The 23,122-nt window shown below is 71.5% G+C and carries 25 protein-coding genes; 10 read left to right on the top strand and 15 right to left on the bottom strand.

Annotation, left to right across the window (positions count from 1 at the left end; translation table 11 throughout):
- The first annotated feature begins 6 nt into the window (after positions 1–6).
- From FIU88_RS02415 to FIU88_RS02395, 5 genes are all read left to right on the top strand, one after another.
- Positions 7–582 carry a TRAP transporter small permease subunit gene (locus FIU88_RS02415; protein ID WP_152478042.1) on the top strand — a complete coding sequence of 192 codons (576 nt, stop codon included), beginning with the start codon at positions 7–9 and terminating at the stop codon, positions 580–582.
- The gene (locus FIU88_RS02410; protein WP_016855103.1) at positions 582–1,868 is read left to right on the top strand and encodes a TRAP transporter large permease; all 1,287 of its coding nucleotides are present in this window, start codon (positions 582–584) and stop codon (positions 1,866–1,868) included. The genes FIU88_RS02415 and FIU88_RS02410 overlap by 1 nt, the downstream gene beginning before the upstream one ends.
- An 88-nt stretch (positions 1,869–1,956) precedes the next feature.
- Positions 1,957–2,640 (top strand): DUF2848 domain-containing protein, encoded by a 684-nt coding sequence (locus FIU88_RS02405; RefSeq protein ID WP_152478041.1) that lies wholly within the window; start codon positions 1,957–1,959, stop codon positions 2,638–2,640.
- Complete coding sequence (locus FIU88_RS02400) at positions 2,637–4,043, top strand: amidase (protein WP_152478040.1); 1,407 nt, start codon at positions 2,637–2,639, stop codon at positions 4,041–4,043. Before FIU88_RS02405 ends, FIU88_RS02400 begins: the two co-directional genes overlap by 4 nt.
- 17 nt (positions 4,044–4,060) lie before the next feature.
- Positions 4,061–4,603: an ureidoglycolate lyase gene (locus FIU88_RS02395; protein WP_152478039.1), complete on the top strand. Its 543-nt coding sequence runs from the start codon at positions 4,061–4,063 to the stop codon at positions 4,601–4,603.
- Positions 4,604–4,697: 94 nt separating this feature from the next.
- Here FIU88_RS02395 and astB read toward each other — a convergent pair whose 3' ends face one another.
- Genes astB through FIU88_RS02370 form a run of 6 tightly spaced genes read right to left on the bottom strand, consistent with a single transcriptional unit; the run spans position 4,698 to position 11,049 of the window.
- The gene (astB, locus tag FIU88_RS02390; RefSeq protein WP_152478038.1) at positions 4,698–6,038 is read right to left on the bottom strand and encodes an N-succinylarginine dihydrolase; all 1,341 of its coding nucleotides are present in this window, start codon (positions 6,036–6,038) and stop codon (positions 4,698–4,700) included.
- A gap of 14 nt (positions 6,039–6,052) precedes the next feature.
- Positions 6,053–6,187, bottom strand: coding sequence for a hypothetical protein (locus FIU88_RS19475; protein ID WP_301339546.1), 135 nt, complete (start codon positions 6,185–6,187; stop codon positions 6,053–6,055).
- A gap of 11 nt (positions 6,188–6,198) precedes the next feature.
- Complete coding sequence (gene astD, locus FIU88_RS02385) at positions 6,199–7,668, bottom strand: succinylglutamate-semialdehyde dehydrogenase (RefSeq protein ID WP_152478037.1); 1,470 nt, start codon at positions 7,666–7,668, stop codon at positions 6,199–6,201.
- Entirely contained in the window at positions 7,668–8,714 is a 1,047-nt protein-coding gene (astA, locus tag FIU88_RS02380) for an arginine N-succinyltransferase (RefSeq protein ID WP_152478036.1), read from the bottom strand. Before astA ends, astD begins: the two co-directional genes overlap by 1 nt.
- Complete coding sequence (locus FIU88_RS02375; protein ID WP_016855110.1) at positions 8,714–9,784, bottom strand: arginine N-succinyltransferase; 1,071 nt, start codon at positions 9,782–9,784, stop codon at positions 8,714–8,716. Before FIU88_RS02375 ends, astA begins: the two co-directional genes overlap by 1 nt.
- Positions 9,785–9,834: 50 nt before the next feature.
- On the bottom strand, positions 9,835–11,049 hold the full coding sequence (locus FIU88_RS02370; protein ID WP_152478035.1) for an aspartate aminotransferase family protein: 1,215 nt from the start codon (positions 11,047–11,049) through the stop codon (positions 9,835–9,837).
- Between the two features lie 189 nt (positions 11,050–11,238).
- Here FIU88_RS02370 and FIU88_RS02365 point away from each other — a divergent pair, with 189 nt between their 5' ends.
- Positions 11,239–11,871 (top strand): class I SAM-dependent methyltransferase, encoded by a 633-nt coding sequence (locus FIU88_RS02365; protein ID WP_152478034.1) that lies wholly within the window; start codon positions 11,239–11,241, stop codon positions 11,869–11,871.
- Between the two features lie 43 nt (positions 11,872–11,914).
- Here the strand turns inward: FIU88_RS02365 and FIU88_RS02360 are convergent, their stop codons facing one another.
- Complete coding sequence (locus tag FIU88_RS02360; protein ID WP_152478033.1) at positions 11,915–12,796, bottom strand: LysR substrate-binding domain-containing protein; 882 nt, start codon at positions 12,794–12,796, stop codon at positions 11,915–11,917.
- A gap of 106 nt (positions 12,797–12,902) precedes the next feature.
- Between FIU88_RS02360 and FIU88_RS02355 the strand changes: the two genes are divergently transcribed.
- Positions 12,903–13,061: an SDR family NAD(P)-dependent oxidoreductase gene (locus tag FIU88_RS02355; protein ID WP_253742687.1), complete on the top strand. Its 159-nt coding sequence runs from the start codon at positions 12,903–12,905 to the stop codon at positions 13,059–13,061.
- A gap of 92 nt (positions 13,062–13,153) precedes the next feature.
- Complete coding sequence (locus FIU88_RS02350; protein ID WP_152478032.1) at positions 13,154–14,062, top strand: DMT family transporter; 909 nt, start codon at positions 13,154–13,156, stop codon at positions 14,060–14,062.
- Positions 14,063–14,170: 108 nt separating this feature from the next.
- On the opposite strand, the gene FIU88_RS02345 is transcribed toward FIU88_RS02350, so the two are convergent.
- The 3 genes from FIU88_RS02345 to fabV all read right to left on the bottom strand — a co-directional run bounded on the left by FIU88_RS02345 (position 14,171) and on the right by fabV (position 16,748).
- Entirely contained in the window at positions 14,171–15,172 is a 1,002-nt protein-coding gene (locus tag FIU88_RS02345; RefSeq protein WP_172977641.1) for a GlxA family transcriptional regulator, read from the bottom strand.
- Between the two features lie 114 nt (positions 15,173–15,286).
- Entirely contained in the window at positions 15,287–15,496 is a 210-nt protein-coding gene (locus tag FIU88_RS02340) for a hypothetical protein (RefSeq protein ID WP_152478031.1), read from the bottom strand.
- Between the two features lie 55 nt (positions 15,497–15,551).
- Entirely contained in the window at positions 15,552–16,748 is a 1,197-nt protein-coding gene (gene fabV / locus FIU88_RS02335; protein WP_152478030.1) for an enoyl-ACP reductase FabV, read from the bottom strand.
- A gap of 166 nt (positions 16,749–16,914) precedes the next feature.
- Here fabV and FIU88_RS02330 point away from each other — a divergent pair, with 166 nt between their 5' ends.
- Both FIU88_RS02330 and FIU88_RS02325 read left to right on the top strand, forming a co-directional pair.
- The gene (locus FIU88_RS02330) at positions 16,915–17,307 is read left to right on the top strand and encodes a hypothetical protein (RefSeq protein ID WP_016855119.1); all 393 of its coding nucleotides are present in this window, start codon (positions 16,915–16,917) and stop codon (positions 17,305–17,307) included.
- A 98-nt stretch (positions 17,308–17,405) separates the two neighbouring features.
- Complete coding sequence (locus FIU88_RS02325) at positions 17,406–17,960, top strand: cytochrome b (RefSeq protein ID WP_016855120.1); 555 nt, start codon at positions 17,406–17,408, stop codon at positions 17,958–17,960.
- Between the two features lie 13 nt (positions 17,961–17,973).
- Here the strand turns inward: FIU88_RS02325 and FIU88_RS02320 are convergent, their stop codons facing one another.
- The 5 genes from FIU88_RS02320 to FIU88_RS02300 are packed head-to-tail and all read right to left on the bottom strand — an operon-like array spanning position 17,974 to position 22,990.
- Positions 17,974–18,459: a glutathione peroxidase gene (locus FIU88_RS02320; RefSeq protein WP_016855121.1), complete on the bottom strand. Its 486-nt coding sequence runs from the start codon at positions 18,457–18,459 to the stop codon at positions 17,974–17,976.
- A complete protein-coding gene (locus tag FIU88_RS02315) occupies positions 18,446–20,596 on the bottom strand; it encodes a DUF3488 and transglutaminase-like domain-containing protein (RefSeq protein ID WP_152478029.1) in 2,151 nt (716 codons plus the stop codon). Before FIU88_RS02315 ends, FIU88_RS02320 begins: the two co-directional genes overlap by 14 nt.
- On the bottom strand, positions 20,593–21,525 hold the full coding sequence (locus FIU88_RS02310) for a DUF58 domain-containing protein (RefSeq protein WP_152478028.1): 933 nt from the start codon (positions 21,523–21,525) through the stop codon (positions 20,593–20,595). Before FIU88_RS02310 ends, FIU88_RS02315 begins: the two co-directional genes overlap by 4 nt.
- A complete protein-coding gene (locus FIU88_RS02305; RefSeq protein ID WP_152478027.1) occupies positions 21,522–22,445 on the bottom strand; it encodes a MoxR family ATPase in 924 nt (307 codons plus the stop codon). The genes FIU88_RS02310 and FIU88_RS02305 overlap by 4 nt, the downstream gene beginning before the upstream one ends.
- A complete protein-coding gene (locus tag FIU88_RS02300) occupies positions 22,442–22,990 on the bottom strand; it encodes an NUDIX hydrolase (protein WP_152478026.1) in 549 nt (182 codons plus the stop codon). Before FIU88_RS02300 ends, FIU88_RS02305 begins: the two co-directional genes overlap by 4 nt.
- Positions 22,991–23,122 lie beyond the last annotated feature (132 nt).

Below are 23,122 nucleotides of genomic sequence, written 5' to 3'. Positions count from 1 at the left end.
ACTCCCATGACGACGCTCCTTTCCGCGCTCGATGCCGTGGTCGCCGCCACGCGCCTCGTGTCCCGATTCGCCGCCCGCCTGATGGGCCTCGCCCTGCTGGCGGTGGTGCTGTTCATCGGCGCCGAGATCCTGATGCGCCAGCTGTTCGGCCACGCCCTCTCCGGGGTCCACGAGTATTCCGGCTATGTGCTGGCGGTGCTCTCCGCCTGGGGGCTCTCGCACACCCTGCTGGAACGCGCCCATATCCGCATCGACGTGGTCCACGGCCAGCTCTCGCCGCGCTCGCGCCAGGCGCTCGATATCATCGCCCTGCTGGCCCTGAACCTGGTCGCCTGGACCATCGCCCTCAACGCCTATCCGGTGCTGGCCAAGTCGCTGGCCAACGGCACCACCGCCAACACCCCGCTGGCCACTCCGCTGTGGATCCCGCAGCTGGTCTGGCTGTCCGGCTATGCGTGGTTCGCGATCACCACCAGCGTGCTCGGCGTGCGCGTGCTGGCCGCGCTGTTCACCCGTGACGCCGCCACCATCGAGGCCCTGGCCGGGCCGGACAAGGGCGACACCGCCCGGGAGGCCACCTGATGCTTGCCTTTCTCTCCATCGGTATCCTGAGCCTGCTGCTGGCCGGGATTCCGGTCGCCGTGACGCTGTTCCTGCTGGCCTTCGGCGTCGATCAGTTCTTCTCGATCTTCCCGCTGACCAAGGCGCTGGGGCAGAACCTGTGGTCCGCCGCCGACTCCTTCCTGCTGATCGCGATCCCGCTGTTCGTGCTGATGGGCGAGATCATCGTGCGCGCCGGCATCGCCGAGAAGGCCTACCGGGCCATGGATCACTGGCTGTCCTGGCTGCCGGGCGGCCTGCTGCACGCCAACATCACCACCTCGGCGCTGTTCTCGGCCACCTCAGGGTCCTCGGTGGCCACCGCCGCCACCGTCTCCACCGTGGCCCTGCCCCAGGGCAAGACGCTGGGCTACGATGCCAAGCTGTTCTGCGGCAGCATCGCCGCCGGCGGCACCCTGGGCATCCTGATCCCGCCCTCGATCAACCTGATCGTCTACGGCTTTCTCACCGAGACCTCGATCCCGCAGCTGTTCATGGCCGGCCTGGTGCCGGGGCTGGGGCTGGCGCTGCTGTTCATGATCGCCTCGCTGCTGCTGTGCCTGTGGAAGCCTGCGCTTGGCGGCCCCAGCAACGTGGCCTCCTGGGCCACCCGCCTCAACAGCCTCAAGTTCCTGCTGCCGCTGCTGGCGCTGTTCCTGGTGATCGTCGGCTCGATCTACCTGGGCTGGGCGACCCCCACCGAGGCCGCCGCCATCGGCGTGATCGCCTCGATGGGGCTGGCCGCCCTCAACCGCACCCTGGATCGCAGGATGCTGATGGCCGCCCTCGACGGCACCATCAAGACCAGCTCGATGATCCTGTTCATCATCCTGGCCGCCTCCTTCCTCAACTTCGCGCTGGCCTCCTCGGGCATGGTGCAGCAGCTCACCGGCCTGCTGAACGCCTACGACCTGTCGCCCTTCGCGCTGCTGATGGCGGTGATCGTGCTGTTCATCGTGCTGGGCTTCTTCATCGAGACCCTGTCGCTGATGGTGATCACCATCCCCATCGTCACCCCGCTGATCATCGCCGCCGGCTTCGACAAGGTGTGGTTCGGCATCGTGATGATCCTGTTCGTGGAGCTGGCGCTGATCACCCCCCCGGTGGGCCTCAACCTCTACATCGTCCAGGCCTCGCGCCGCGGCGAGGCCTTCTCCGAGGTGATCATCGGCACCCTGCCGTATCTCGCCGCCATGCTGGTGATGGCCGTGCTGCTGGTGAGCTTCCCGTCCATCGCCCTGTGGCTGCCCCAGACCCTGAGCCAGTAGCCCCGACGCGATCGCCCCGAATCGATCGTCCCGACCCCGGGCGCCGGCCCACCGGCCGGCGCTCCCGACAACAAGACCGGAGTCCTTCATGCTGAGTTTCACCCATGCCGACGGCACCCTCACCCTGACCCCCGAGCGCCTGGCGATTGCCGGCTGGGCCGGCCGCGACCAGGCCGGCGTGCAGCACCACATCGACGAACTGGCGGAGCTCGGCGTCAAGCCGCCCTCCACCACCCCGCTGTTCTACCGGGGCGGGGTCGAGCTGCTGACCCAGCAGGAGAAGGTACAGATGCTCGGTACCCATGGATCCGGCGAGGTCGAGGCCTGCCTGATCAGCGACGCCGAGGGCACCCTGTGGGTGACCCTGGCCTCTGACCACACCGACCGCCAGCTGGAGGCCGTCGGCGTCGCCGAGTCCAAGCAGCTGTGCGCCAAGCCGATCGGCCGCGAGGTGTGGCGCTACGAGGAGGTACGCGACCACTGGGACCGCCTGGAGCTTTCCAGCGAGATCGAGGAGGACGGCCGCACCGTCACCTACCAGCAGGGCACCCTGGCCGAGCTGCTCGATGTGCCGGACCTGCTGGAGAAGCTGCCCCCGGCGCTGGCGGCGAACGGCGGCCTCGCCCCCAACAGCGTGCTGCTGTGCGGGACCGTGCCGGCCATCGGCGGCATCCGCTCAAGCAAGCCCTTCACCATGCACCTGACCGACCCGGTACTCGGCCGCACCCTCAGCCACCATTATCGGGTCGAGGCCCTGGAGGTGGCGCAATGAACGAGCCTTCCCTCACGACCTCCCAGGCGATGGCGGATGCCTTCTGGGCCCGCCCGCCGGCAAAGCGTCGGCTGTCCGATCTCGCCGTCGCCTTCGAGGCCGGCGACTTCGGCTACCGCGAGGCCGGCGAGGCGCTGAACCGGCGCGCCGCGGCTCTCGATGAGATCGCCCGCGAGACCTTCGTCGAGCACTCACCCGAGCGCCTCACGGCCCAGGCCGAGGCCCAGCAGGCCCTGCAGGCGGCCGGCGAGGCGCCGCGCGCCCTGTCCGGCGTGCCGGTCAGCATCAAGGATCTGTTCGACGTGCGCGGCGAGGTGACCCGCGCCGGGTCGCGGGTGCTCGAGGCGACTCCCCCGGCGACCCAGGACGCCCCCGCCGTGGCCCGCCTGCGCAAGGCCGGCGCCCTGCTCGCCGGACGCACCACCATGAGCGAGTTCGCCTTCTCCGGCCTCGGGCTCAACCCCCACGTCGGCACCCCGCCCAACCCCCATGACGCCGCCCGCATCACCGGGGGCTCGACCTCGGGCGGGGCCGCCTCGGTGGCCTTCGGCCTGGCGGCGGCGGCGCTCGGCAGCGATACCGGCGGCTCCCTGCGTATCCCGGCGGCCTTCTGCGGACTGGTCGGCTTCAAGCCGAGCCAGGCGAGCGTGCCCGGCGAAGGGGCCTACCCGCTGTCGCCGAGCCTCGACTGCGTGGGCCCCATCGCCCCGAGTGTCGCCTGCTGCGCCACCCTGTGGCAGGCCCTGAGCGGCCAGGCGCCGCGCCTGGATCCCACGCCCCGCCCGCTGCGCCTGGCGATACCCGACGGCGCCCTGCTCCAGGGGCTCGACGACGCCGTCGCCGCCGCCTTCGAGGAGGCCGTGGCCAGCCTGCGTCGCCTCGGCTGGCACCTCGAGCGCCTGCCGCTGGCCGCGGTGGAGGATGCCCACGCCATCAACCAGCAGGGCGGGCTGGTGGTGCCGGAGGCCGCGGCCCTGCACCACGAGCAGCTGGCCGAGCGGGAGGCCGACTACGACCCCTTCATCGCCGAGCGACTGCGCGGCGGCCGCGAGGTGCTGGCGAGCGACTACCTGGACCGGCTCTGGCAGCGCCCCGGCCTGCAGGCCCGCTTCGCCGCCGAACTGACCGGCTTCGACGCGGTGCTGCTGCCCACCGTGGCCATGCTGCCCCCCGAGCGCCGGGCGCTGGAAACCGACGCCGAGGCCTTCCAGGCCGCCAATCGCCGCGCCCTGCGCAACACCAGCGTCTTCAACTACCTGGACGCCAGCGCCATCTCGCTGCCCTACACCGCGGCCGACGCCGAGCTGCCGATCGGCCTGATGCTGGCCCGCCCCCGGGGCGAGGACGCCGCGCTGCTGCAGGCCGCCAGCGTCGTGGAGACCGTGTTGCAAGGTCACGGCTGATCCCCTCGAGGAAGGACATGACCACCATGATGCTGCCGATCGCGCCACTCTCCCCCAGTGCGTTTTCCCCTTACGGCAAGGTACTGGGCTGGCCGGAGGATCTCGCACGACGCGAGCCGAGACACAGCTCCCCCGCCAGCGATTTCATCCACCAGCTCAGCTTCGATACCGGCGCCGATGGAGGGCCCGCCGAGGTACTCTGGGTGAATTACCGCGATGGCGCGTCGCGCATCGACCGGCTGGAGATGCACCGATTGACCCACCAGGCCGTGGTGCCGATCCACGGCGGCGATCTCGTGCAGATCGTATGTCTCGATCGGGACGATGCCCCGGACATCGATTCGCTGAGGGCCTTTCACCTGCCTCAGGGCCTGGGCATCGCCATGTCTCCGGGCTGCTGGCACGCCACCAGGCTGCTCGACAGGGAGGCGCCGGTGACGGCACTGATGCTGACCCGTCATTCCACCACGCGGGATCTGGTCGCCATGCTGAACGAGCACACCACCGGCCGTGAGAGCCTGCTGCGGCCGCTATCGATCACGGTCGAGCTGGAGGCATGACGATAGGGCCGTCAACGCGAGGCGCGAAAAACGACAGGCCGGGTCGGCTCGACGCCTCCCCCGGCCTTGTCGTGTCTGGCGCCGCGCGATCCCCTCAGCCGAGCTGGAAGGGGTAGACGCTGCCGAGACGGAGGATGCCGGTGAGCTCGTCCAGGGCGGTGAGGGTCTCGCTGGCGAGCGCCGGGTCGGCCAGGTCGGCCGGGGCCAGGCGGTCGCGATAGTGACGCTCGACCCAGGCGACGAGCTCGCCATGCAGGGCATCGTCCAGCAGCACCCGGCCGGAGATCGCGGCGCGCTCGGCCTCGGAGAGCGCCACCCGCAGCCGCAGGCAGGCGGGGCCGCCGCCGTTGCGCATCGACTGCTTGACGTCCTTCACCACCACCTCGGAGATCGGGTTGTGGCCCGCCAGCAGGTGATCCTGAAGGCAGCGCCACACCGCCTCGCGCTCCTGGCATTCGCCGGGCACCACCAGCGTCATGGTGCCGTCGGGGTTCGTGAGCAGCTGGGAGTTGAACAGGTACGAGGCCACGGCGTCGTCCAGGCTCACCGCCTCCACCGGCACCCGCACCGGAATCAGCGGCGAGGCCATGCGCTCGCGCAGCGCGTCCAGGGTGCCCTGCTCGTCGCGGAAGGCCCGCTCGTGATAGAGCAGCACCGGGCCGTTGCCCACGGCGATGACGTCGTTGTGGAAGACGCCGGCGTCGATGGCCTCGGGATGCTGCTGGGCGAACACCGTCTGGGCATCGCCGAGGCCGTGCTGACGGGCCACCGCCTGGCTGGCCTCGAGGGTCTGGCGGGCCGGATAGCGCCGCGGCGCAATGCCGTCGCCGCCGAACGCCTGACGGCCATAGACGTAGAGGTGCACGCCCGGCTCCCCATGCTCGCCGGCCAGCCGGGTGTGGTTGGCCGCGCCCTCGTCGGAGAAGGCCGGCGTCGCCGGCAGCGCCGGATGGTGGGCGAAACAGGCCTCGTCGGCGAAGATCGACGCCAGCACCCGGCCGGTGGTGGTCGGCTCCAGGTAGCGGTGGAAGCTCGACTGCAGGTTGGCCGGCGTGAAGTGCACCCGCCCGTCCGGCGCGTCGACGCTGGGCGTCACCGTGGCGGCGTTGGCGGTCCACATGCTGGAGGCCGAGCACACCGCGCGCAGCAGCTGGGGCGCCTCGTCGGCGGCCCGGGCCAGCACCCGGGCATCGCTGCCGGCAAAGCCGAGCTCGCGCAGCGCGCCCAGGTCCGGGCGCTGCTGGGGCGGCAGCACGCCCTGGGCGTAGCCTGAGTCCATCAGCGACTTAATCTTCTCGAGGCCCTGCAGCGCGGCCTCGCGGGGGTTGGCCACCAGCCCCTCGTGGCTCATCGAGGCCACGTTGCCGTGGGCCAGGCCCGAGTAGTTGTGGGTCGGGCCCACCAGGCCATCGAAGTTGATCTCGCGCATGCTCATATCGGGTTCCCGGTTCACAGCGTCACCCCCGGCGGCAGCTTGTCGGGCAGGCTCAGTGCCTCGCTCTCCATGGAGGCCACGGGATAGGCGCAGTAGTCGGCCGTGGTCTTGCAAGAGCGCGCTGGGAGCGCCTGCGGATCGATGGGCATCAGTCTCTGAGTCACAGCGTCACCCCCGGCGGCAGCTTGTCGGGCAGGCTCAGCGCCTCGCTCTCCATGGAGGCCACGGGGTAGGCGCAGTAGTCGGCCGCGTAGTAGGCACTGGGACGATGGTTGCCGCTGTCGCCCACGCCGCCGAAGGGGGCATCGCCGGAGGCGCCGGTGGTCTGGCGGTTCCAGTTGACGATGCCGGCGCGGATGCGCAGCAGGAAGTCGTCCCAGTCCTCGCGCTCGCCGCCGATCAGCCCGGCGGAGAGGCCATAGCGGGTGTCGTTGGCCAGTGCCATCGCCTCGTCCCAGTCGCGGTAGCGGTGGACCTTGAGCAGCGGGCCGAAGTGCTCCTCGTCGGGCACCTCGAGGCCGGTGACGTCGATCAGCGCAGGCGTGAGCAGGCTGGTGTTCTCCTCCAGGCGCTGCATGCGCGCGAGCACGCTGCCGCCGCGGGCCTCGAGGTCGTCCTGGGCCGCCAGCAGGCCGTCGGCGGCGGCCACGCTGACCAGGCCGCCGTAGAACGGCGCCTGCTCGCTGAACTGGCCGGCCACGTGCAGCCGCGAGATGGCATCGGACAGGGCGTCCAGCAGGCGGTCGCCCACCTGCCCCTGCGGCACGATCAGCCGGCGGGCGCAGGTGCAGCGCTGGCCGCCGGACAGGAAGGCCGACTGCAGGATGGTCAGCACGGCGGCGTCCTGATCGGGCACGTCCTTGATCACCAGCGGGTTGTTGCCGCCGAGCTCGAGGGCCAGGATCTTGTCCATCTGGCCGGCGAACTGCCGGTGCAGCAGGCCGCCGACCTTGGCGCTGCCGGTGAACAGCAGGCCGTCGATGCCGCCATGGGAGGACAGCGCCTGCCCCACCGGGGCCGCGCCCTGCACCAGGTTGATCACGCCCTCGGGCAGGCCGGCCTCGCGCCAGCACTGCAGCGTCAGGTCGGCGGTCAGCGGGGTCTGCTCGCTGGGCTTGAAGACCACGGTGTTGCCGGCCAGCAGCGCCGGCACCATGTGGCCGTTGGGCAGGTGGCCGGGGAAGTTGTAGGGGCCGAACACCGCCATCACGCCGTGGGGCCGATGACGCAGCACCGCCCGGGCCTCGCCCAGGTCGCGCTCGCGCTCGCCGGTGCGCTCCTGGTAGGCCCGGATCGAGATCGCCACCTTGCCGATCATCGCGCCGACCTCGGTGCGCGCCTCCCACAGCGGCTTGCCGGTCTCGCCGGCGATCGCCGTGGCCAGGTCCTCGCGGTGGCTCTCGAGCACCTCACGGAAGCGCTCGACCAGCGCCTGGCGCTGCTCGAACGTGCGCCGCGCCCAGGCCGGGAAGGCGGCGCGGGCGGCCTCGACGGCGGCGCCCACCTGGGCCTCGGAGGCGGCGTGGCCCTGCCACAGCGCCTCGCCCGATACCGGGTCCTGCTTGGCGAAGCCCTCGGCCTCGCCGTCCTGCCACTCGCCGCCGATCAGCAGCCGTTGCGTCGCCTTCATCACGCCTCCTCGTCGCTATCCAGAATGCGCAGGGTGTCGCCGGCGCCGACCTCGAGGCGTGCCGCCTCGGCCTCGCTCAGCGTCACCACGCCGTCGTCGTCGGGTCCGCGGCCCAGCCAGGCCGCGCGGAAGCCGGCCATGGAGGTGGTCGCGGCCAGCCAGCGCGGCCGTTCGGCCCGCTCGGGCTCGCCGGCCTGGATCTCCACGCGGCAGGTCCGCGACAGGCGCACGCCGCGCACGTCGTCGATATAGGCCTCCACGGTGGGGCCGCCATCGAAGATGTCGATGAACCCTTCCCAGCGCAGGCCCTCCTTCCTGAGCATCGCCAGCGCCGGGCGGGTGTGATCGTGGACCTCGCCGATGCAGGCCCGGGCCTCCTCGGAGAGGAAGGGGGTGTAGATCGGGAACTTGGGCATCAGCTCGCCGATGAAGCTCTTCTGGCCCAGCCCGGTGAGCCGGTCGGCCTCGTTGAAGTCCATCGGGAAGAAGTTGCTGCCCAGGCACTCCCAGAACGGGCTCCTGCCCTCGGCGTCGAACCTGCCGCGCATCTCGGCCAGCACCTTGTCGGGGAAGCTGTCGCGGAACTGGGCCATGAACAGCCAGCGCACCATCGACAGCAGCGCGCCGTTGCGCTCGTGCCGGCGGTCGCCGCCGCGGTACTCGGGACGCAGGAACAGCGACGCCACCTCGGCGTCGCCGGTGTGATCCGAGCTCAAAAACAGGGTGTCGATGGTGCGGTGCAGGTCGAGCTGCACCGAGGAGTGCGCCAGGGTGCCCAGCCGGTAGTGATAGAAGGGCACCTCGCGGCCCACCTGGCCCTCGATGGCGCAGCAGCCGGCCAGCTTGCCGCTGGCCTCGTCCTCGAGCACGAAGAAGTAGAGGCGCTGGTCCACCGGCGTCTGCTGGGCGAAGGCGCTGACCGCGGTGTCGATCTTGGCGGCCAGGAAGTCGCGGTTGTCGGGCAGCGAGGTGAAGCCCACCCCGGTCTCCCGGGCCACCGCCTGCAGCTCGTCCAGGTCGGACGGGGCGATCGGTCGAATGCGCATCACAGCTCTCCCTCGTCGTAGCCCGGGTCGTGGGCGTCGCCCGGCAGACCCAGCGGCGCGGCCAGCACGGCGCGGCCCTCCTCCACGCCGAGCCGCTCGGCGTGCTCCGGCGACAGCATCAGCTGGCCGGTGGGCGACAGCGCATAGCGCGCCACCACGCAGCGGAAGTCGCCGAGGCGCTGGTTGGCGACCATCGCCGGCTCGGCGTCGGGCAGCGAGTGGGCCGGGCGGATGCGCACCGGGTGCCAGGCGGCGCGGCGGAAGCTCTCGAGCCGCTCGCGCTCGGCCTTGATCACCGGGCCGGCGTCGAAGATGTCGACGTGGCGCGAGCGCAGGAAGCCCTCGGCCAGCATCTCGTCGAGCGCCGCCTCGTGGTCCGGGTGCTCGCGGCCGATGGCGGCCCGCGCCTGGGGCGTCAGCAGCGCCAGGTAGAGCGGGAACTGGGGCATCACCTCGGCGATGAAGCTCTTCGAGCGCACCCCGGCCACGTAGTTGATGTCCTGATAGTCGCGCTGGAAGAAGTGGCGCCCCACGCTGTTCCAGAACGGCGACTGCTGGTCGTCGTCCAGGAAGCCGGGGAAGGCCATGGCCAGGATCTCGGCGAAGCGCTCCGGGTACTGGGCGATGAACATCAGCCGCGCCCGGCGCAGCAGGCTCTCGGCGCTGGTGCCGCGGTAGCGCGGGTCCAGCGAGTAGGCGCACAGCAGGCTGGCCTCGGAGACCTCGTGAGACAGCGACAGGGTCTGCACCTCGCGGCGCACGTCGAGCTGCTGCGAGGCGTGGATCAGGGTTTCCTGGCGATAGGTGTAGTAGGCCTCCCGGGCGCCGGCCTGGGCGCGCACGGTGGCGGTGCCCACCACCTCGCCGCGCTCCAGGTCCTCGAGCACGAAGGTGTAGTGCTCGTCGCCGGGGAATTCCACCTCGGCCTCGAAGGCCCGCTGGGAGCGCATGATGCGCTCCTCGAGGCGGTCTCGATGGGCCGGCAGGTTGGTCAGGCGCGGCGTGGCGTTACCCGCCAGCCGCTCCAGGGCCGGCAGATCCGCCGGCCGGGTGGGACGTACGACCAGCATGGCTTGGCCTCCCGCGGATGATTCCGATGCGTCCATGGCGTGGCCGCGGCTCACTCGGACGCCACCAGCCGGGCGATGGCCCGCTCCAGGCGCGCCATGCCCTCGGCGATGTCGGCCTCGGGGATCACCAGCGACGGCGCCATGCGCAGCACGTTGGGGCCGGCGACCAGCGCCATCAGGCCCTCCTCGATGGCCAGCGGCAGGATGTCCTTGGCGCGGCCCTCGTAGGCGTCGGTCATCTCGGCGCCGATCAGCAGGCCCATGCCGCGAACTTCCTTGAACACGCCGTGCTTGCGGTTGATGGTCTCGAGATGCTCGCGGAACAGGTCGTGGCGGCGCTTGACGCCCTCCAGCACCTCGGGGGTGTCGATGTGCTCCACGGCGGCCAGGGCCACGGCCGAGGCCAGGGCGTTGCCGCCGTAGGTGGAGCCGTGGGTGCCGATGGCCATGGCCGGGGCGATGCGGTCGGTGGTCAGCATGGCGCCCACCGGGAAGCCGCCGCCCAGCGACTTGGCGCTGGTCAGGATGTCCGGCGTCACGCCGTACTCCATGTAGGCGAACAGCGAGCCGGTGCGGCCGACGCCGGTCTGCACCTCGTCGAAGATCAGCAGCGCGTCGTGCCGGTCGCACAGCTCGCGCAGGCCCTGCAGGAAGTCCGGCGTGGCGGGCACGATGCCGCCCTCGCCCTGCATCGGCTCGACCATCACCGCGCAGGTGTCGTCGCCCATCAGCTCGCGCACCGCCTCGAGGTCGTTGAACTCGGCGTGGACGATGCCGCCCGGCACCGGGCCGAAGCCCTGAGAGTACTTGGGCTGGCCGCCGACGCTGACGGTGAAGAAGGTGCGGCCGTGGAACGACTGGCGGAAGGAGATGATCTTGTCCTTCTGCTCGCCGTGGGTGTTGTAGGCCCAGCGACGCGCCAGCTTCAGCGCGGCCTCGTTGGCCTCGCCGCCGGAAGAACACAGGTAGACCTTGTCGGCGAAGGTGCGCTCGACCAGCGAGCGCGCCAGCTTCAGCGCCGGCTCGTTGGTGTAGACGTTGGACAGGTGCCAGACCTTGTCGGCCTGTTCCTTGAGCGCATTGACCAGCACCGGGTGGCAGTGGCCCAGGGAGTTCACCGCGATGCCGCCGGCGAAGTCGATGTACTCACGGCCCTCCTGATCCCACAGTCGGCTGCCCTCGCCACGCACCGGAATGGCCTTCTGCGGCGAGTAGTTGGGCACCATGTACTGGTCGAAATCGCTGCGGGTCGGGGTGTGGGTCATGACGTTCTCCGTGGTCTCGAGCCGAACTCGTTCAGGATGAATCGGGGATCATTCGAGTATAGGGAGCCCCCTGGCGGGGGGCTTTCAGCAATGGGACGACGACTTGTGAAAAAGGCAGCAACGCCGGACCGGGGGAATCGGCTAAGGTAGGAAGCGTCGACAGCAGGCGACTGCGAGGAGAAACGCCCCATGCTCAACACCACCGCCTGGAATCGGCGACGCTACGACGCCTATGCACCGATCTACGACGCCGTGGCCGAGCGTGCCTTCCGCCGCGCCCGGCAGACGGCGCTTAAGCAGGTGCACTGGCGCCCCGGCCTGCGCGTGCTGCTGGTGGGCGCCGGCACCGGGCTCGACCTGCCCTGGCTGCCGCGGGACATCGAGCTGCACGCCACCGATCTCAGCCCGGCCATGGTCCGGCGCCTCGAGCGGCGCGCCGAGGCGCTGCACCGCGACGTCCAGGCCAAGGTGATGGACGCCGAGGCCCTCGACTATCCCGATGGCCACTTCGACGTGGTGGTGATGCACCTGATCCTGGCGGTGATGCCCGACCCGGCCCGCGGCCTCGCCGAGGCCCATCGCGTGCTGGCCGACGACGGTCAGCTGTGCGTGATGGACAAGTTCCAGGCCGACGCGCGTCCGGCCGGGCTCGGCCGTCGCGCGCTGAACCTCGTCACCTCGGCCATCGCCACCGACATCACCCGCCAGGCGCGGCCGCTGCTGGACGACGCCGGCTTCACCATCGAGCAGGACAGCCCGGTCATGATGGGCACCTTGTTCCGCGCCCTGCTGGCCCGCAAGGCGCGGCCGGCCGACGACTGACCTGCCGCGGGCCCGGTTCACGCGAAGGCGATGGCCGGTCCCGCTACTCGACGGGGAGCGAGAGCCGCGCCAGGCACCATTCCCATACCGCCTCTTGCCGGGCGTGAGGCGGGGATGACCGCTGGCGCACCAGGTAATAGCTGGGCGCTTCGATCATGGCCTCCCCCGTGACCTGCACCAGGCGCCCGGCCGCGAGATCTCCCGCCACGAACGCCCGACATGCCAAGGCGATGCCCTGGCCCGCCAGGGCGGCGTCCAGCGCCAGTGTCGTCTGATTGAAGACCGTACCGGGCAGTGGTCCCTCGGCACGCAGAAACCTCGGCCAATGATCGTGCGCGTCATGCAGGAGCGGCAGCTCCCGCAGCCGCTCGGCAGAGAGGGGGAGCGCTGACGCCTGGACCAGATGGGGGCTCGCGACCGCGACCAGCTCCTGGTGAAACAGCAACCCGGCCTCCAGCCCGGACGGGAAGGGAGGCCGGGTGAGGCGCACCGCGATGTCCACCTGGTCGCGCTCGAAGTCGGCGAGTGCCTCGGTGGCGACCGTGCGCAATGCCACCCCGGGCAGCGCGGCGTTCAGCTCGGCGAGACGAGGAATCAGCAGCTTCGCGGCGAAGGTCGGCGCCACGCTGATCGTGATCGTCTCCGGTCGCTCCAGCAGTCGTCCGGTGGCGTCCCCGAGGGTATCGAAGGCGCGGGTCACGTCCGTCAGGTAGGCCTCGCCCTGGGGCGTCAGGACGAGGCCGCGCGGCAGGCGATGGAACAGGGCCTGGCCGAGGTGCGCTTCCAACGCGCGCACCTGCTGCGCGACGGCGCCCTGGGTGACGCCCAGCTCATCGGCGGCGGCCCGGAAACTCCCTCGGCGGCCCGAGACCTCGAAGGCACGCAGGGCATTGAGAGGGGGCAGCTTGCGGCGGGAGAGCGTCATGGCGATAGCCTATAGTTTTTCTACAGCCTGGCACGTTTATTCATCACGCGAAACTTCGGCTGTCACTCGCCACAATGCCTCCAGAACCTGACCAAAGGAGGCCGTCATGGCTGAAGAAAAAGTGGCTCTTATCATGGGCGGCGGATCCGGCATGGGAGCCGCTGCCGCACGCAGATTGGCTCAGGATGGCTATCGTATCGCCATCCTCTCCCCGTCGGGCAAGGGCGAGGCTCTGGCCAGAACCTTCGCGTCGATGGCGGAGTGACCCGCTCCATCTGACGACGCCTGTCCTGCCACCGCAACGGGCCGCCCTTGCTCTGGAGGGGGCTCGTTGCGCTCTTGCTCGAGGAGAACGCCATGTTACGTGCCTATGCGGCGCTCGCTGCGCTGGGCATCATCTGGGGCTCGAACTTCATCTTCATGAAGTGGGCCACCGATGTGATCTCGCCGACACAGACGGTATTCCTGCGTGTGCTGTTCGGCTTCCTTCCCCTGGCCCTGGTGGCCTGGCGAGCCGGGGTCCTGTCGCGAGATCAGTTGCGCCACCTGCCGCACTTCGCGGTCATGTCGGTGCTGGCGACGACCTTCTACTACTACGGCTTCGTGGCCGGTACCGCCCGGCTGCCATCGAGCCTGGCCGGACTCCTGAGCGGTTCGATCCCTATCTTCACCTTCCTCTGCGCGGTCCTGTTCCTGCGCCAGGATCGTCCGACCGGTCAGATGGCGGCCGGCGTTGCCCTGGGCTTCATCGGCATTGCGCTAAGCGCACGCCCCTGGGAGGGCACCGAGTGGGTCGCGCTCACCGGGGTCCTCTGGATGCTGGCCGGGACGCTGAGCCTCGGGGTGTCCTTCGTCTACGCCCAGCGGTGCCTGTCGCCGCTGCGGCTGCCCCCGCTGGCCCTGGCGACCTGGCAGACGGGGCTCGCCTTTCTGACCCTGCTGATCCTGACCGACTTCGACGGCATGACGGCCATCGCGGGAGACCCACGCGCCCTGTTGGGCGCCGTCGTCGGCCTGGGCATGCTGGGCACCGGCGTGGCCTTCTTCACCTACTACTTCATCATCGAGAGGCTCGGCTCCGTGCAGGCCGCAGGCGCCACCTACATCGCGCCGCTGGTGGCCGTGATCATCGGCGCCGCGGTCGGTGAGGACATCACCGCCACCCTCATCCTCGCGCTGGGCCTGATCCTGGGGGGCGTGGTGCTGATCCAGACGGGCAAGCGCCGCAACGCCGATGCGCCCATGCCGTACCAGGCCAAGGAGTAGACACGACCCTGGCGGCGTTCCACCACAAGATGCCTGCAGCAGGCGGCAGGTTGCCGGACGGACAGGGAGACGTCACCGACGCGAGCCCGGCCAGGGTCGGCAGGCGGATCACCGACGCAACGCGCCGCCCATGTCGCCCAGGCGCTCTTCCCGGGGCGTGATGCCGAAGTGGTTGCGATAGGCGGTGGAGAAGTGCGCCGCCGAGGAGAAGCCGGTCTGCAGGGCGATCTCGCCGGCCGGCCGGTCGCTCTCGCGCAGCTGCTTGCGGGCCTGCTGCAGGCGCAGGTTGAGGTAGTAGCGGCTGGGCACCGCCTGCAGGTGCTTCTTGAACAGCCGCTCCAGCTGGCGCCGCGAGATGCCGAGGTGCTCGGACAGCTCGTGGGTGGTCAGCGGCTCCTCGATGTTGGACTCCATCAGCGCCACCGCGTCGATCAGGCTCTGCGGGGCATTGCCCAGCCGGGTGCGCAGCGGCACCTGCTGGGGCTCGTCGCCCATGCGGATGCGCTCGAGCACGAAATGCTCGGAGATGCGCTCGGCCAGCTCGGCCCCCTGCTGGGTACCGATCAGCGTCATCATCATGTCCATGGCGGCGGTGCCGCCGCCGCAGGTCAGGCGGTCGCGGTCGATCTCGAACAGCTGCTGGGAGAGCCGCACCCGGGGATGGTCATGGGCGAAGGCCTCGAAGCGCGTCCATGGCAGGGTCGCCCGATAGCCTTCGAGCACGCCGGCTCGGGCCAGCACCTCGGTGCCACCGCCGATGCCGCCCAGCACCACCCGGGCGGCGGCCAGGCGACGCAGCCACTCGAGCAGCCCCTCGGGCACGCTGCCGGCGAGCGGCCCGGGGGCGCAGACCAGCAGCATGTCGAGGGCCTGGTCCGGCTCGCCGGCCGACGCCTCGGGCACCAGCGCCTGGCCGGCGGCACTGGGCACCGGACGCTCGTCGATCGCATAGGTGGAGAGCCGATAGAGGCTGCGCTCCGCCAGGCGGTTGGCCACCACCAGCGGCTCGGTGGCACAGGCCTGGGCGAGCAGCGAGAAGCCGGGCAGCACCACCACGCCCACGTGCCGGGACAGCGGCACGGCGGATGCAACGGGCGGGGCATCGGGCATGGGGCACTCTCGAGAACGGGAAAAGCCCCATTCTAGGCCGAAGGCGTCGGGCGTAACAGCCGTGCGGACACGCCGACGCCGGGCGCAAGGCCCGGCGTCGTGCACGATGGCGGCTCAGTCGGCCAGGCCGATCACCAGCAGACCGACGATCACCACGGCCACCACCACTATCAGCGCGGGCAGCAGCCAGGCCATGCCGCTGTTGGGCTCGCGGGCCTCGGGCTGCTCCACGTCCGGCTCGGGGTGGTCGTAGTCCTCGGGCTGGCTGACCTCGTGCAGGTGTGTCAGCTCCTCGTCCGGCGTCTTGCTTTCCCGTGACTCCATGGGCACCTCCCGGGCGCGTGGGTCGGAAAACGGGACGCCGGCGCGCCGGGCCCCGTTACAGGTTCACGACATCGAAGTCCCGCTCGGTCGCCACGTCGGCGTCGTAGTCGACGTCGTCGCGCTCGAAGCCGAACAGCTTCAGGAACTCGTGCTTGTAGCCAGCATAGTCGGTGATGTCGAACAGGTTGTCGGTGGTCACCTGCGGCCACAGGTCCTTGCAGGCCTGCTGGACGTCGTCGCGCAGTTCCCAGTCGTCCAGGCGCAGGCGACCGGCCTCGTCGGTGTCGGCACTGCCGCCGTATAGGCGCTCGCCGAACAGGCGGTTGAGCTGGTCGATGGTGCCCTCGTGCAGGCCCTGCTCCTTCATCACCTTGTAGACCATGGCGATGTAGAGCGGCATGACCGGGATGGCCGCGCTGGCCTGGGTGACCACGGACTTGAGCACCGCCACGTTGGCGCTGCCGCCCCGCTCGGCCAGGCGCTTGTCGATCTCGCCGGCGGCGCGATCCAGATCTTCCTTGGCCTTGCCCAGGGCGCCGTGCCAGTAGATCGGCCAGGTGATCTCGGTGCCGATGTAGCTGAAGGCCACCGACTTGGCGCCGTCGGCCAGAACGCCGGCCTTGTCCAGGGCGTCGATCCACAGCTCCCAGTCCTCGCCGCCCATCACCGCGGTGGTGTCGTCGATCTCCTGCTGGGTCGCCGGCTCCACCTCGGCCTCGATGATGGCGTCCTTGTTGGTGTCGATGGCGGTGGCGCGGTAGGTCTCGCCGATCGGCTTGAGGCTGGAGCGCTTCATCTCACCGCTGTCCGGCAGCTTGCGCACCGGCGAGGCCAGCGAGTAGACCACCAGGTCGACCTGGCCCATGTCCTGCTTAATCAGCTCGATGGCCTTTTCGCGGGCCTCGTGGGAGAAGGCGTCGCCGTTGATGGACTTGCTGTACAGCCCTTCCTGCTTGGCGAACTTGTCGAAGGCGGCGGCGTTGTACCAGCCGGCGGTGCCCGGCTTCTTCTCGGTGCCCGGCTTCTCGAAGAACACGCCCAGGGTATCGGCACCGTAGCCGAAGGCCGCGGTGATGCGCGCGGAGAGGCCATAGCCGCTGGAGGCCCCGATCACCAGGACCTTCTTCGGCCCGGCGCTCTTGTCCAGGTTGCGGGCGCGGGTCGCCTCGATCTGCTCGAGCACGTTCTGCTCGCAGCCGACGGGGTGGGTGGTGGTGCAGATGAAACCGCGGACCTTGGGCTTGATGATCACGTTAGACCTCTTGGCGTTCGCAGCGGGGCGGCGGACAACCGCCGCCCCGGTGAAAGGAAATTCGTTCGTGGCGACATTCTAGCGGCCTCGTCCGGCGCTGTCCGCCCTTGAGCGCGGCCGCCGGCTGGGGCAGGATGCTGGCCATCCCCCACCCTCAGGAGATCCCATGGACGCACAGACCCTCGTCGACACGCGCGGCGACCTCTGGCTGGCGCTGGCACCGCTGTGGCTGGAGCGCGAACCGCGGGAGACCGACTACGCGCGCATGATCGAGGAGATCGAGCGCCACGGCCTGAGCGAGCGCGAGCTGGAATGGGTGTTCCGCCTGGAGCTGGCCCCGGTGCTGACCCGCCAGCAGATGTCGGTGGCCGGCGAATGGCGCGAGTTCGACGACTACCGGCTGATGAAGCGCCTGGTGGCCCACAACCTGCGGCTGACCGGCTGGCGCCGCCGGACCTGGGCGCTGTTCTCGGGGCTGACCACCATGATGGCCCGCCATCGCTTCAACGAGCTGATGGAGCGACTGATGATCGCCCGCGGCCAGGACGTGCCTTCCTGACGCCCCCGAAACGCTGTCGCCCCATCCGCCGCTGTGCCAGTCTGTGACGGGTGAGCCGGCGCCGCCGGCATGACGTCCCGACACGGAGCTAGCGCCCCATGGACACCCGCCTCATGGATCACCGCCACGGCTACGGCCTGGTCACCCGCACGTTTCACTGGCTGATGGCCCTGCTGCTGCTGTGGCAGGCCGTCTCGGTGGTGCTGCGGGTGACGGTCGACGACACGCCACTGGCCGACTTCTTCTTCGGCTACCACTTCTCCAACGGCGTGCTGATCCTCGCCCTGGCGGTGCTGCGCGGCGCCTGGGGGCTGCTCAACCTGTCGCGCCGGCCGCCGCACGACCGCCCCATCGAACGCCTGGCCGCCCTCGCCCACGTGGCGATGTACGCGCTGCTGATCGTGGTGCCCGGCGTGGCCCTGATCCGCGCCTTCGGCTCCGACCGGGCCTTCTCGGCCCTGGGCCTGTCGATCTTCGAGGGGCGCGAGACCGAGGTCGAATGGATGACCGGCCTCGGCAGCCAGTGGCACGGGCTGCTGGGCTGGACGCTGCTCGCCCTGATCGTCGGCCACATCGTCATGGCCTGGGTGCATACCCGCGTGTGGAAGGAGCCGCTGATCCGCCGCATGACCCGCGGCAGCGACCGGGAATAGTCCGCCGGGCGGCTCAGGTCTCGTCGAGGGCCCGCTCCAGCGCCTCGACCAGCACCGCCTCGCCGTCCCGCGGCGAGAAGCGACGGATCACCCGGCCGTCGCGGCCGACCAGGAACTTGGTGAAGTTCCACTTGATCATCCCCGTGCCCAATATGCCGGGCGCCTGACGCTTGAGCTCGACGAACAGCGGATGCGTGCCGCCGCCGTTGACCCGCACCTTCTCCATCAGCGGGAAGGTCACGCCGTATTCCCGCTCGCCGAAGGCACAGAAGGCCTGGGCCGACTCCGGCGACTGGCGGGCGAACTGGTTGCAGGGAAAGGCCAGCACGGTGAAACCGCGGTCGCGGTAGCGACGATAGAGCCGCTCGAGGTCGCGCAGCTGGGGCGTGAAGCCACACTGGCTCGCCACGTTGACGACCAGCAGCACCTGGCCGCGCAGGGCGCGCAGGTTGAAGGGCTCGCCACGGGAGGTGTGGCAGTCGTGATCATGGATGCTCATGGCGCGTGCTCGCAGTCTGTGCTTTCACGATGACACGCCGTGTGGCGCGGCGCCAGTCCCGGCGCGCCCGCCCGAGCGCGGCGTGCAGGCGGCGCGCGGCCTCGCGCCGTTCGGACGCGTCGAGCGGCGCGTAGAGCCACTGTTCCAGGGCCTCGGCGGCCGCCTCCAGCGCCGGTCCGGCGGCGTCCCTGTCCCGCGCGACCCGCCGGAGATGCGCCGCCGGCGACTCGCCGGGACGCAGCGGATAGCCGCGCCGCCCGAGCCAGGCCTGGAAGGCCGCGAGGCGCCGGGCCTCGTCCCGCCGCCCGCGCCACCCTCGCCGCCAGCCGCGCCATCCGAGTGCGCCCCCCGCCACGGCGAGCAGCGCCAGCGCGGCGAGGCCCACGACACGCCAGGGGCCGAGCGCGACCAGGGCCCTGCCCAGCTGCGCCAGCGCCTCGGTCAGCTCCGCCATCAGCCGCTCCCGGGCCGTGCCCCGATAGTCGATCACCCCCCGCTGCCACTGGTACTCCAGGCGCTCCCATTCGAGGCGCATCCCGTTGAGCCAGCCGACGCCACGATAGCGCAGCGGCGAGAAGGGCGAATCGGCCAGGAAGGCCTCGCGCCCCTCGCTCACCGCCGCCGCGCCCTGCTCGATGCGCTCCGGGGCGATGGCCGCGGTGGGATCGAGGCGCTGCCAGGCGCCGTCCTGCCACACCTCCACCCAGGCGTGGGCGTCGTAGTCGCGCACCGTGAAGTGGCCGTCGGGATGGCGCTCGCCGCCCAGGAACCCCGCCACCAGCCGGGCCGGGATGCCGGCCATCCGCGCCATCACGGCGGTGGCCGAGGCGTAGTGGGAGCAGTAGCCGGCCCGGGCCTCGAACAGGAAATCATCGACCCGATGCGGGCCGGCGAGCCGCGGCGGCGACAGCGTATAGCGATACGGTGCCTCGCCGAAGCGCGCCAGCACGGCGTCGAGGTAGCGCCGCGGGTCGCCGTCGCTCTGGCGCCACAGCCGCCGCGCCAGCGCGCGGGTGCGCGGGTTGGTGTCGGTCGGCAGCAGCCGGAACCAGCGGGTGCCGGCGGGGTCGGCGTAGGCCGGCGCCGCGCCGCTGCTCTCGAGGTCCAGCAGCGCGCGGCTGCGCAGCGCCTCGCGACCGGCCAGGGTGCCGTCGGCCAGGAAGCGCTGGGGCTCGCCGGCGCGCAGCGGCGTGCCCAGGCTCGGCCGCCAGGGGCGGCTGTCGGGCTCCAGCAACAGCGCGTAGTCGTAGCGTGGCGGATCCTGCCCTGCCCAGGCGCTGGCCCGACCCTCGCGCACGAAGCGCGACAGCGGTCGCTCCAGGGTCGCGGCCTGCTGCGACGGCGAGACCCGGCGCCAGCTGACGCCGTCGAAGTGCGACAGCGTGTAGACGCGCCAGTAGCGCTCGCCGGGCGGCGGCGCCTGGCCGCGGAACTCGGCGCGGAAGGCCCGGGCGTCGCTGCGCGACAGCTCGGCGATGTCGCCGGGCGAGACGCTGTCGGAGAGCCCGGTGGCGGCCCGCGGGGTCTCGGGCATCTGCCACAGCGGCGGCAGCCGCGGCACGACCAGAAACAGCGCCACCATCAGCGGCGCCGAGAGGCCCAGCAGCCAGCCGACCTCGCCCCAGGCCCGGCGGCGGCTGCGCGCCCCGGACAGCCACATCAGCGACTGCAGCTGCCAGGCCAGGGCGACGAACGCCGCCAGCGCCAGCGGCAGGCCCTGGCCGTGGAGGAAGGCCACACCGGTGGCCACCAGGCCGATCGCCACCACCACCCGGGCGTCGCGCCGGTCGTGGGTCTCCAGCAGCTTGAGCAGGTAGACGCCCAGCAGCAGGCCGATCAGCGCCCGCATCTCGCCGAGGCTGCCGTACTGGCCCCACAGCGCCGCCACCAGCGCGCCCACCGCGGCCAGCCGCAGCAAGAGCCCGGCCCGCGGGGCGTCGCGGCGCAGCTGGCGGTAGCGGTAGCCGGCCACCACCACCGCCACGCCGGCGAACCAGGCCGGCATCCAGACCAGATGCAGCGCCAGCACCAGGCACTGGCCGACGAACAGCCGCCACAGCATGGCGCCGCTCAGCCCGCGCCCGTCGGCCAGCACCGCCGGGGCCTCGGCGGAACGGGGCCGTGACGCCCGGCTCATGGCGCGGCCTCCCCGTCCGCCCCCGGCCGGCAGCGGGCCAGGGCGTCGAGCGCCGCGCGGCGATGGGCCTCGCCCTGCCCCTGCGCCAGCGTCCGGTCGGGCAGGCGCAGGCCGAAGCGCTCGCCGGCGCGATGATGGGCCAGCACCCGGGCGCACAGCCAGGACAGCCGGCGTTCCGGGTCGCCGCGGCCGTCGGCGTAGTCGAGCCACACAGCGTCCCGCGGGGGCGCCTCGAAGGCCTTGCTGGCCAATGTGCCGGTGCGGCTCCACTGCTTCCAGGCCAGCCGCGCCGGCCCGTCGCCGGGCGCCGCGCGTCGCAGGCCAGCGAAGTCCTCCTCCTCGCGGCCGGGGCCGCCGTCGGCGCGGTACGTCTCGGCCTCGCCCAGCGGCTGCGGCCAGATCACCAGCTCGTGCTCATGGGCCTGCCAGGCCAGGGCGCGCACCAGCCCCAGCGGCCAGCGGCTCTCGAGGCTCAGCGTCGGCACGCGCCACACCCCGCGCGTCGGCGTGGGCACACACAGCTCGCCCTCGCCGCGGCCGTCCTCGACGTCGAACCGGACCCGCTCGCGGTTGCAGCGCACCTGCAGCGCGGTGCGCGGCCGGCGGGACTCGGCGATCACGCCCAGCCGCGCCGCGCCGCCGGCGAAGGCCTCGGCGGGCAGGCGCAGGCTCAGGCGCACGCCGAGCAGGTTGCGCCAGGCGCGCAGCAGCACCGCCACGCCCAGGGCGAACAGCCAGAAGGCCAGCGCATGGATCAGGCTGTTCTGGTAGTTGATGCCGAGCAGCATCAGCAGCACGATGAGCACCGCCCAGCCCAGCCCGAAGCGGGTCGGCAGCAGGAACAGCCGCCGCTGGGGCAGCGGCGCGCCGAGCGGGGCGGCCAGGCGATGCCACCCGTTCCGCGGCCAGGCGCGGCGCCGCCCACTCATCCCAGCACCGGCACCCGGCCCAGCAGCCGATGGGCCAGCGCCTCGCCCTCGTCGCGCCGGCCGCCGAGGCGGTGGGCCACCACCGGCGCCCACACCGCCTGGACGTCCTCGGGCAGCACGTGGTCGCGCCCGGCGAGCATCGCCCAGGCCCGGGCGGCCCGCAGCAGCGCCAGGGCGCCGCGCGGCGACAGCCCCCAGCCGGCCTCGGGATGCTCGCGGCTGGCGGCGGTCAGCGCCTGCACGTAGTCGAGCAGCGGCTCGGCCACGTGCAGCCGCTCGCAGCGCGCCTGCCAGTGGCGCAGGGTCTCGGCGTCGAGCAGCGCCGGCAGCTCGCCCAGGGTCGAACGCCCGGCCTGACCGCGCAGGATCTCGCGCTCGGCGCGGGCGTCGGGGTAGCCCAGCGACAGCCGCATCAGGAAGCGGTCGAGCTGGGACTCGGGCAGCGGGAAGGTGCCGGCCTGCTCCAGGGGATTCTGGGTGGCGATGACGAAGAAGGGATCGGGCAGCGTCCGGGTCTCGCCCTCCACGGTGACGCGGCCCTCCTCCATGGCCTCGAGCAGCGCGCTCTGGGTCTTGGGCGTGGCGCGGTTGATCTCGTCGGCCAGCACCAGGCCGTGGAACACCGGCCCGGGATGGAAGCGGAAGCTGGCCTCGCGGGGATCGAACACCGAGACGCCGAGCACGTCGGCGGGCAGCAGGTCGCTGGTGAACTGCAGGCGCTGCATGTCGAGCCCGGTGACCCGCGCCAGCGCCTGGGCCAGGGTGGTCTTGCCGAGCCCGGGCAGGTCCTCGATCAGCAGGTGGCCGCGGGCCAGCAGGGCGCACAGCGCCAGGCGCACCTCGCGCGGCTTGCCCAGCACCACGCCCTCCAGGGCGGCCAGCACCGCCGCCAGCCGTTCGCCGTCGACGGGGCGGTTCACGCGCCCGCCTCCAGCCAGCCGCGCTGCCACAGGGCCTCCACCGCCTGGCGGGTGTCCGGGGTCACGCCCTCCAGCGCCAGCGCCTCCTGGGGCGGGCACCAGAAGGCGTCGGCGACCTCCTCGGCCTGGAGCGTGAGCGGGCCGTCGTAGTCGACCAGGTAGGCGCTGCCGAAGATGTGATGGCCGTCGGCGTCGTAGACGAACTCCAGCACGTGGCGCAGCGGCTCGCCGACGATGCCCAGCTCCTCGGCCAGCTCGCGGCGGGCGGCCAGATGCACCGGCTCGCCGGCCCCGACCACGCCGCCGGCGGCCAGGTCCAGCCCGCCGGGGAACACCTCCTTGGTCAGGGTGCGACGCTGCACGCACAGCTCGCCGGCGGCGTTGCGCACCACGATGTAGGTGGCGCGATGCCAGTAGCGATAGCGGCGCATGGTGGCCCGGGACGCGCTGCCGCAGGGCCGGTTGCGGGCGTCCACCAGCTGGATGCTCTCGTCGGCGATGCGGGGGGCGGGCAGCGGCGCGGGCGCCAGGGCGTCGTCGGTCATCACGGCTCTCCGGGGAAATGTCTTCAGCCTACTCAGTCAGGCCCGGAGCGTCACGCGTCATCGGCTCACGCCGGCCCCGCGTCCAGGGTGCACTATCCTCATCCACGCAGGCGCGGCGTAGAGTCGAGGCGA

The organism is Halomonas sp. THAF12, assembly GCF_009363675.1.
Taxonomy (GTDB): domain Bacteria; phylum Pseudomonadota; class Gammaproteobacteria; order Pseudomonadales; family Halomonadaceae; genus Halomonas; species Halomonas smyrnensis.
This window is presented reverse-complemented; position numbering and strand designations above follow the sequence as displayed.

Bases quoted from the DNA above. Each gene is read 5' to 3' on its own strand.
- FIU88_RS02360 (WP_152478033.1), bottom strand. From the start codon at position 12,796: ATGACGCTCTCCCGCCGCAAGCTGCCCCCTCTCAATGCCCTGCGTGCC.
- FIU88_RS02400 (WP_152478040.1), top strand. From the start codon at position 2,637: ATGAACGAGCCTTCCCTCACGACCTCCCAGGCGATGGCGGATGCCTTC.
- astD (WP_152478037.1), bottom strand. From the start codon at position 7,668: ATGAAGGCGACGCAACGGCTGCTGATCGGCGGCGAGTGGCAGGACGGC.
- FIU88_RS02315 (WP_152478029.1), bottom strand. From the start codon at position 20,596: ATGAGCCGGGCGTCACGGCCCCGTTCCGCCGAGGCCCCGGCGGTGCTG.
- FIU88_RS02330 (WP_016855119.1), top strand. From the start codon at position 16,915: ATGGACGCACAGACCCTCGTCGACACGCGCGGCGACCTCTGGCTGGCG.
- FIU88_RS02410 (WP_016855103.1), top strand. From the start codon at position 582: ATGCTTGCCTTTCTCTCCATCGGTATCCTGAGCCTGCTGCTGGCCGGG.
- astB (WP_152478038.1), bottom strand. From the start codon at position 6,038: ATGAGCATGCGCGAGATCAACTTCGATGGCCTGGTGGGCCCGACCCAC.
- FIU88_RS02320 (WP_016855121.1), bottom strand. From the start codon at position 18,459: ATGAGCATCCATGATCACGACTGCCACACCTCCCGTGGCGAGCCCTTC.
- astA (WP_152478036.1), bottom strand. From the start codon at position 8,714: ATGCGCATTCGACCGATCGCCCCGTCCGACCTGGACGAGCTGCAGGCG.
- FIU88_RS02310 (WP_152478028.1), bottom strand. From the start codon at position 21,525: ATGAGTGGGCGGCGCCGCGCCTGGCCGCGGAACGGGTGGCATCGCCTG.
- FIU88_RS02365 (WP_152478034.1), top strand. From the start codon at position 11,239: ATGCTCAACACCACCGCCTGGAATCGGCGACGCTACGACGCCTATGCA.
- FIU88_RS02350 (WP_152478032.1), top strand. From the start codon at position 13,154: ATGTTACGTGCCTATGCGGCGCTCGCTGCGCTGGGCATCATCTGGGGC.
- FIU88_RS02375 (WP_016855110.1), bottom strand. From the start codon at position 9,784: ATGCTGGTCGTACGTCCCACCCGGCCGGCGGATCTGCCGGCCCTGGAG.
- FIU88_RS02355 (WP_253742687.1), top strand. From the start codon at position 12,903: ATGGCTGAAGAAAAAGTGGCTCTTATCATGGGCGGCGGATCCGGCATG.
- FIU88_RS02370 (WP_152478035.1), bottom strand. From the start codon at position 11,049: ATGACCCACACCCCGACCCGCAGCGATTTCGACCAGTACATGGTGCCC.
- FIU88_RS02340 (WP_152478031.1), bottom strand. From the start codon at position 15,496: ATGGAGTCACGGGAAAGCAAGACGCCGGACGAGGAGCTGACACACCTG.
- FIU88_RS02325 (WP_016855120.1), top strand. From the start codon at position 17,406: ATGGACACCCGCCTCATGGATCACCGCCACGGCTACGGCCTGGTCACC.
- FIU88_RS02405 (WP_152478041.1), top strand. From the start codon at position 1,957: ATGCTGAGTTTCACCCATGCCGACGGCACCCTCACCCTGACCCCCGAG.
- FIU88_RS02300 (WP_152478026.1), bottom strand. From the start codon at position 22,990: ATGACCGACGACGCCCTGGCGCCCGCGCCGCTGCCCGCCCCCCGCATC.
- FIU88_RS19475 (WP_301339546.1), bottom strand. From the start codon at position 6,187: ATGCCCATCGATCCGCAGGCGCTCCCAGCGCGCTCTTGCAAGACCACG.
- FIU88_RS02345 (WP_172977641.1), bottom strand. From the start codon at position 15,172: ATGCCCGATGCCCCGCCCGTTGCATCCGCCGTGCCGCTGTCCCGGCAC.
- FIU88_RS02395 (WP_152478039.1), top strand. From the start codon at position 4,061: ATGACCACCATGATGCTGCCGATCGCGCCACTCTCCCCCAGTGCGTTT.
- FIU88_RS02415 (WP_152478042.1), top strand. From the start codon at position 7: ATGACGACGCTCCTTTCCGCGCTCGATGCCGTGGTCGCCGCCACGCGC.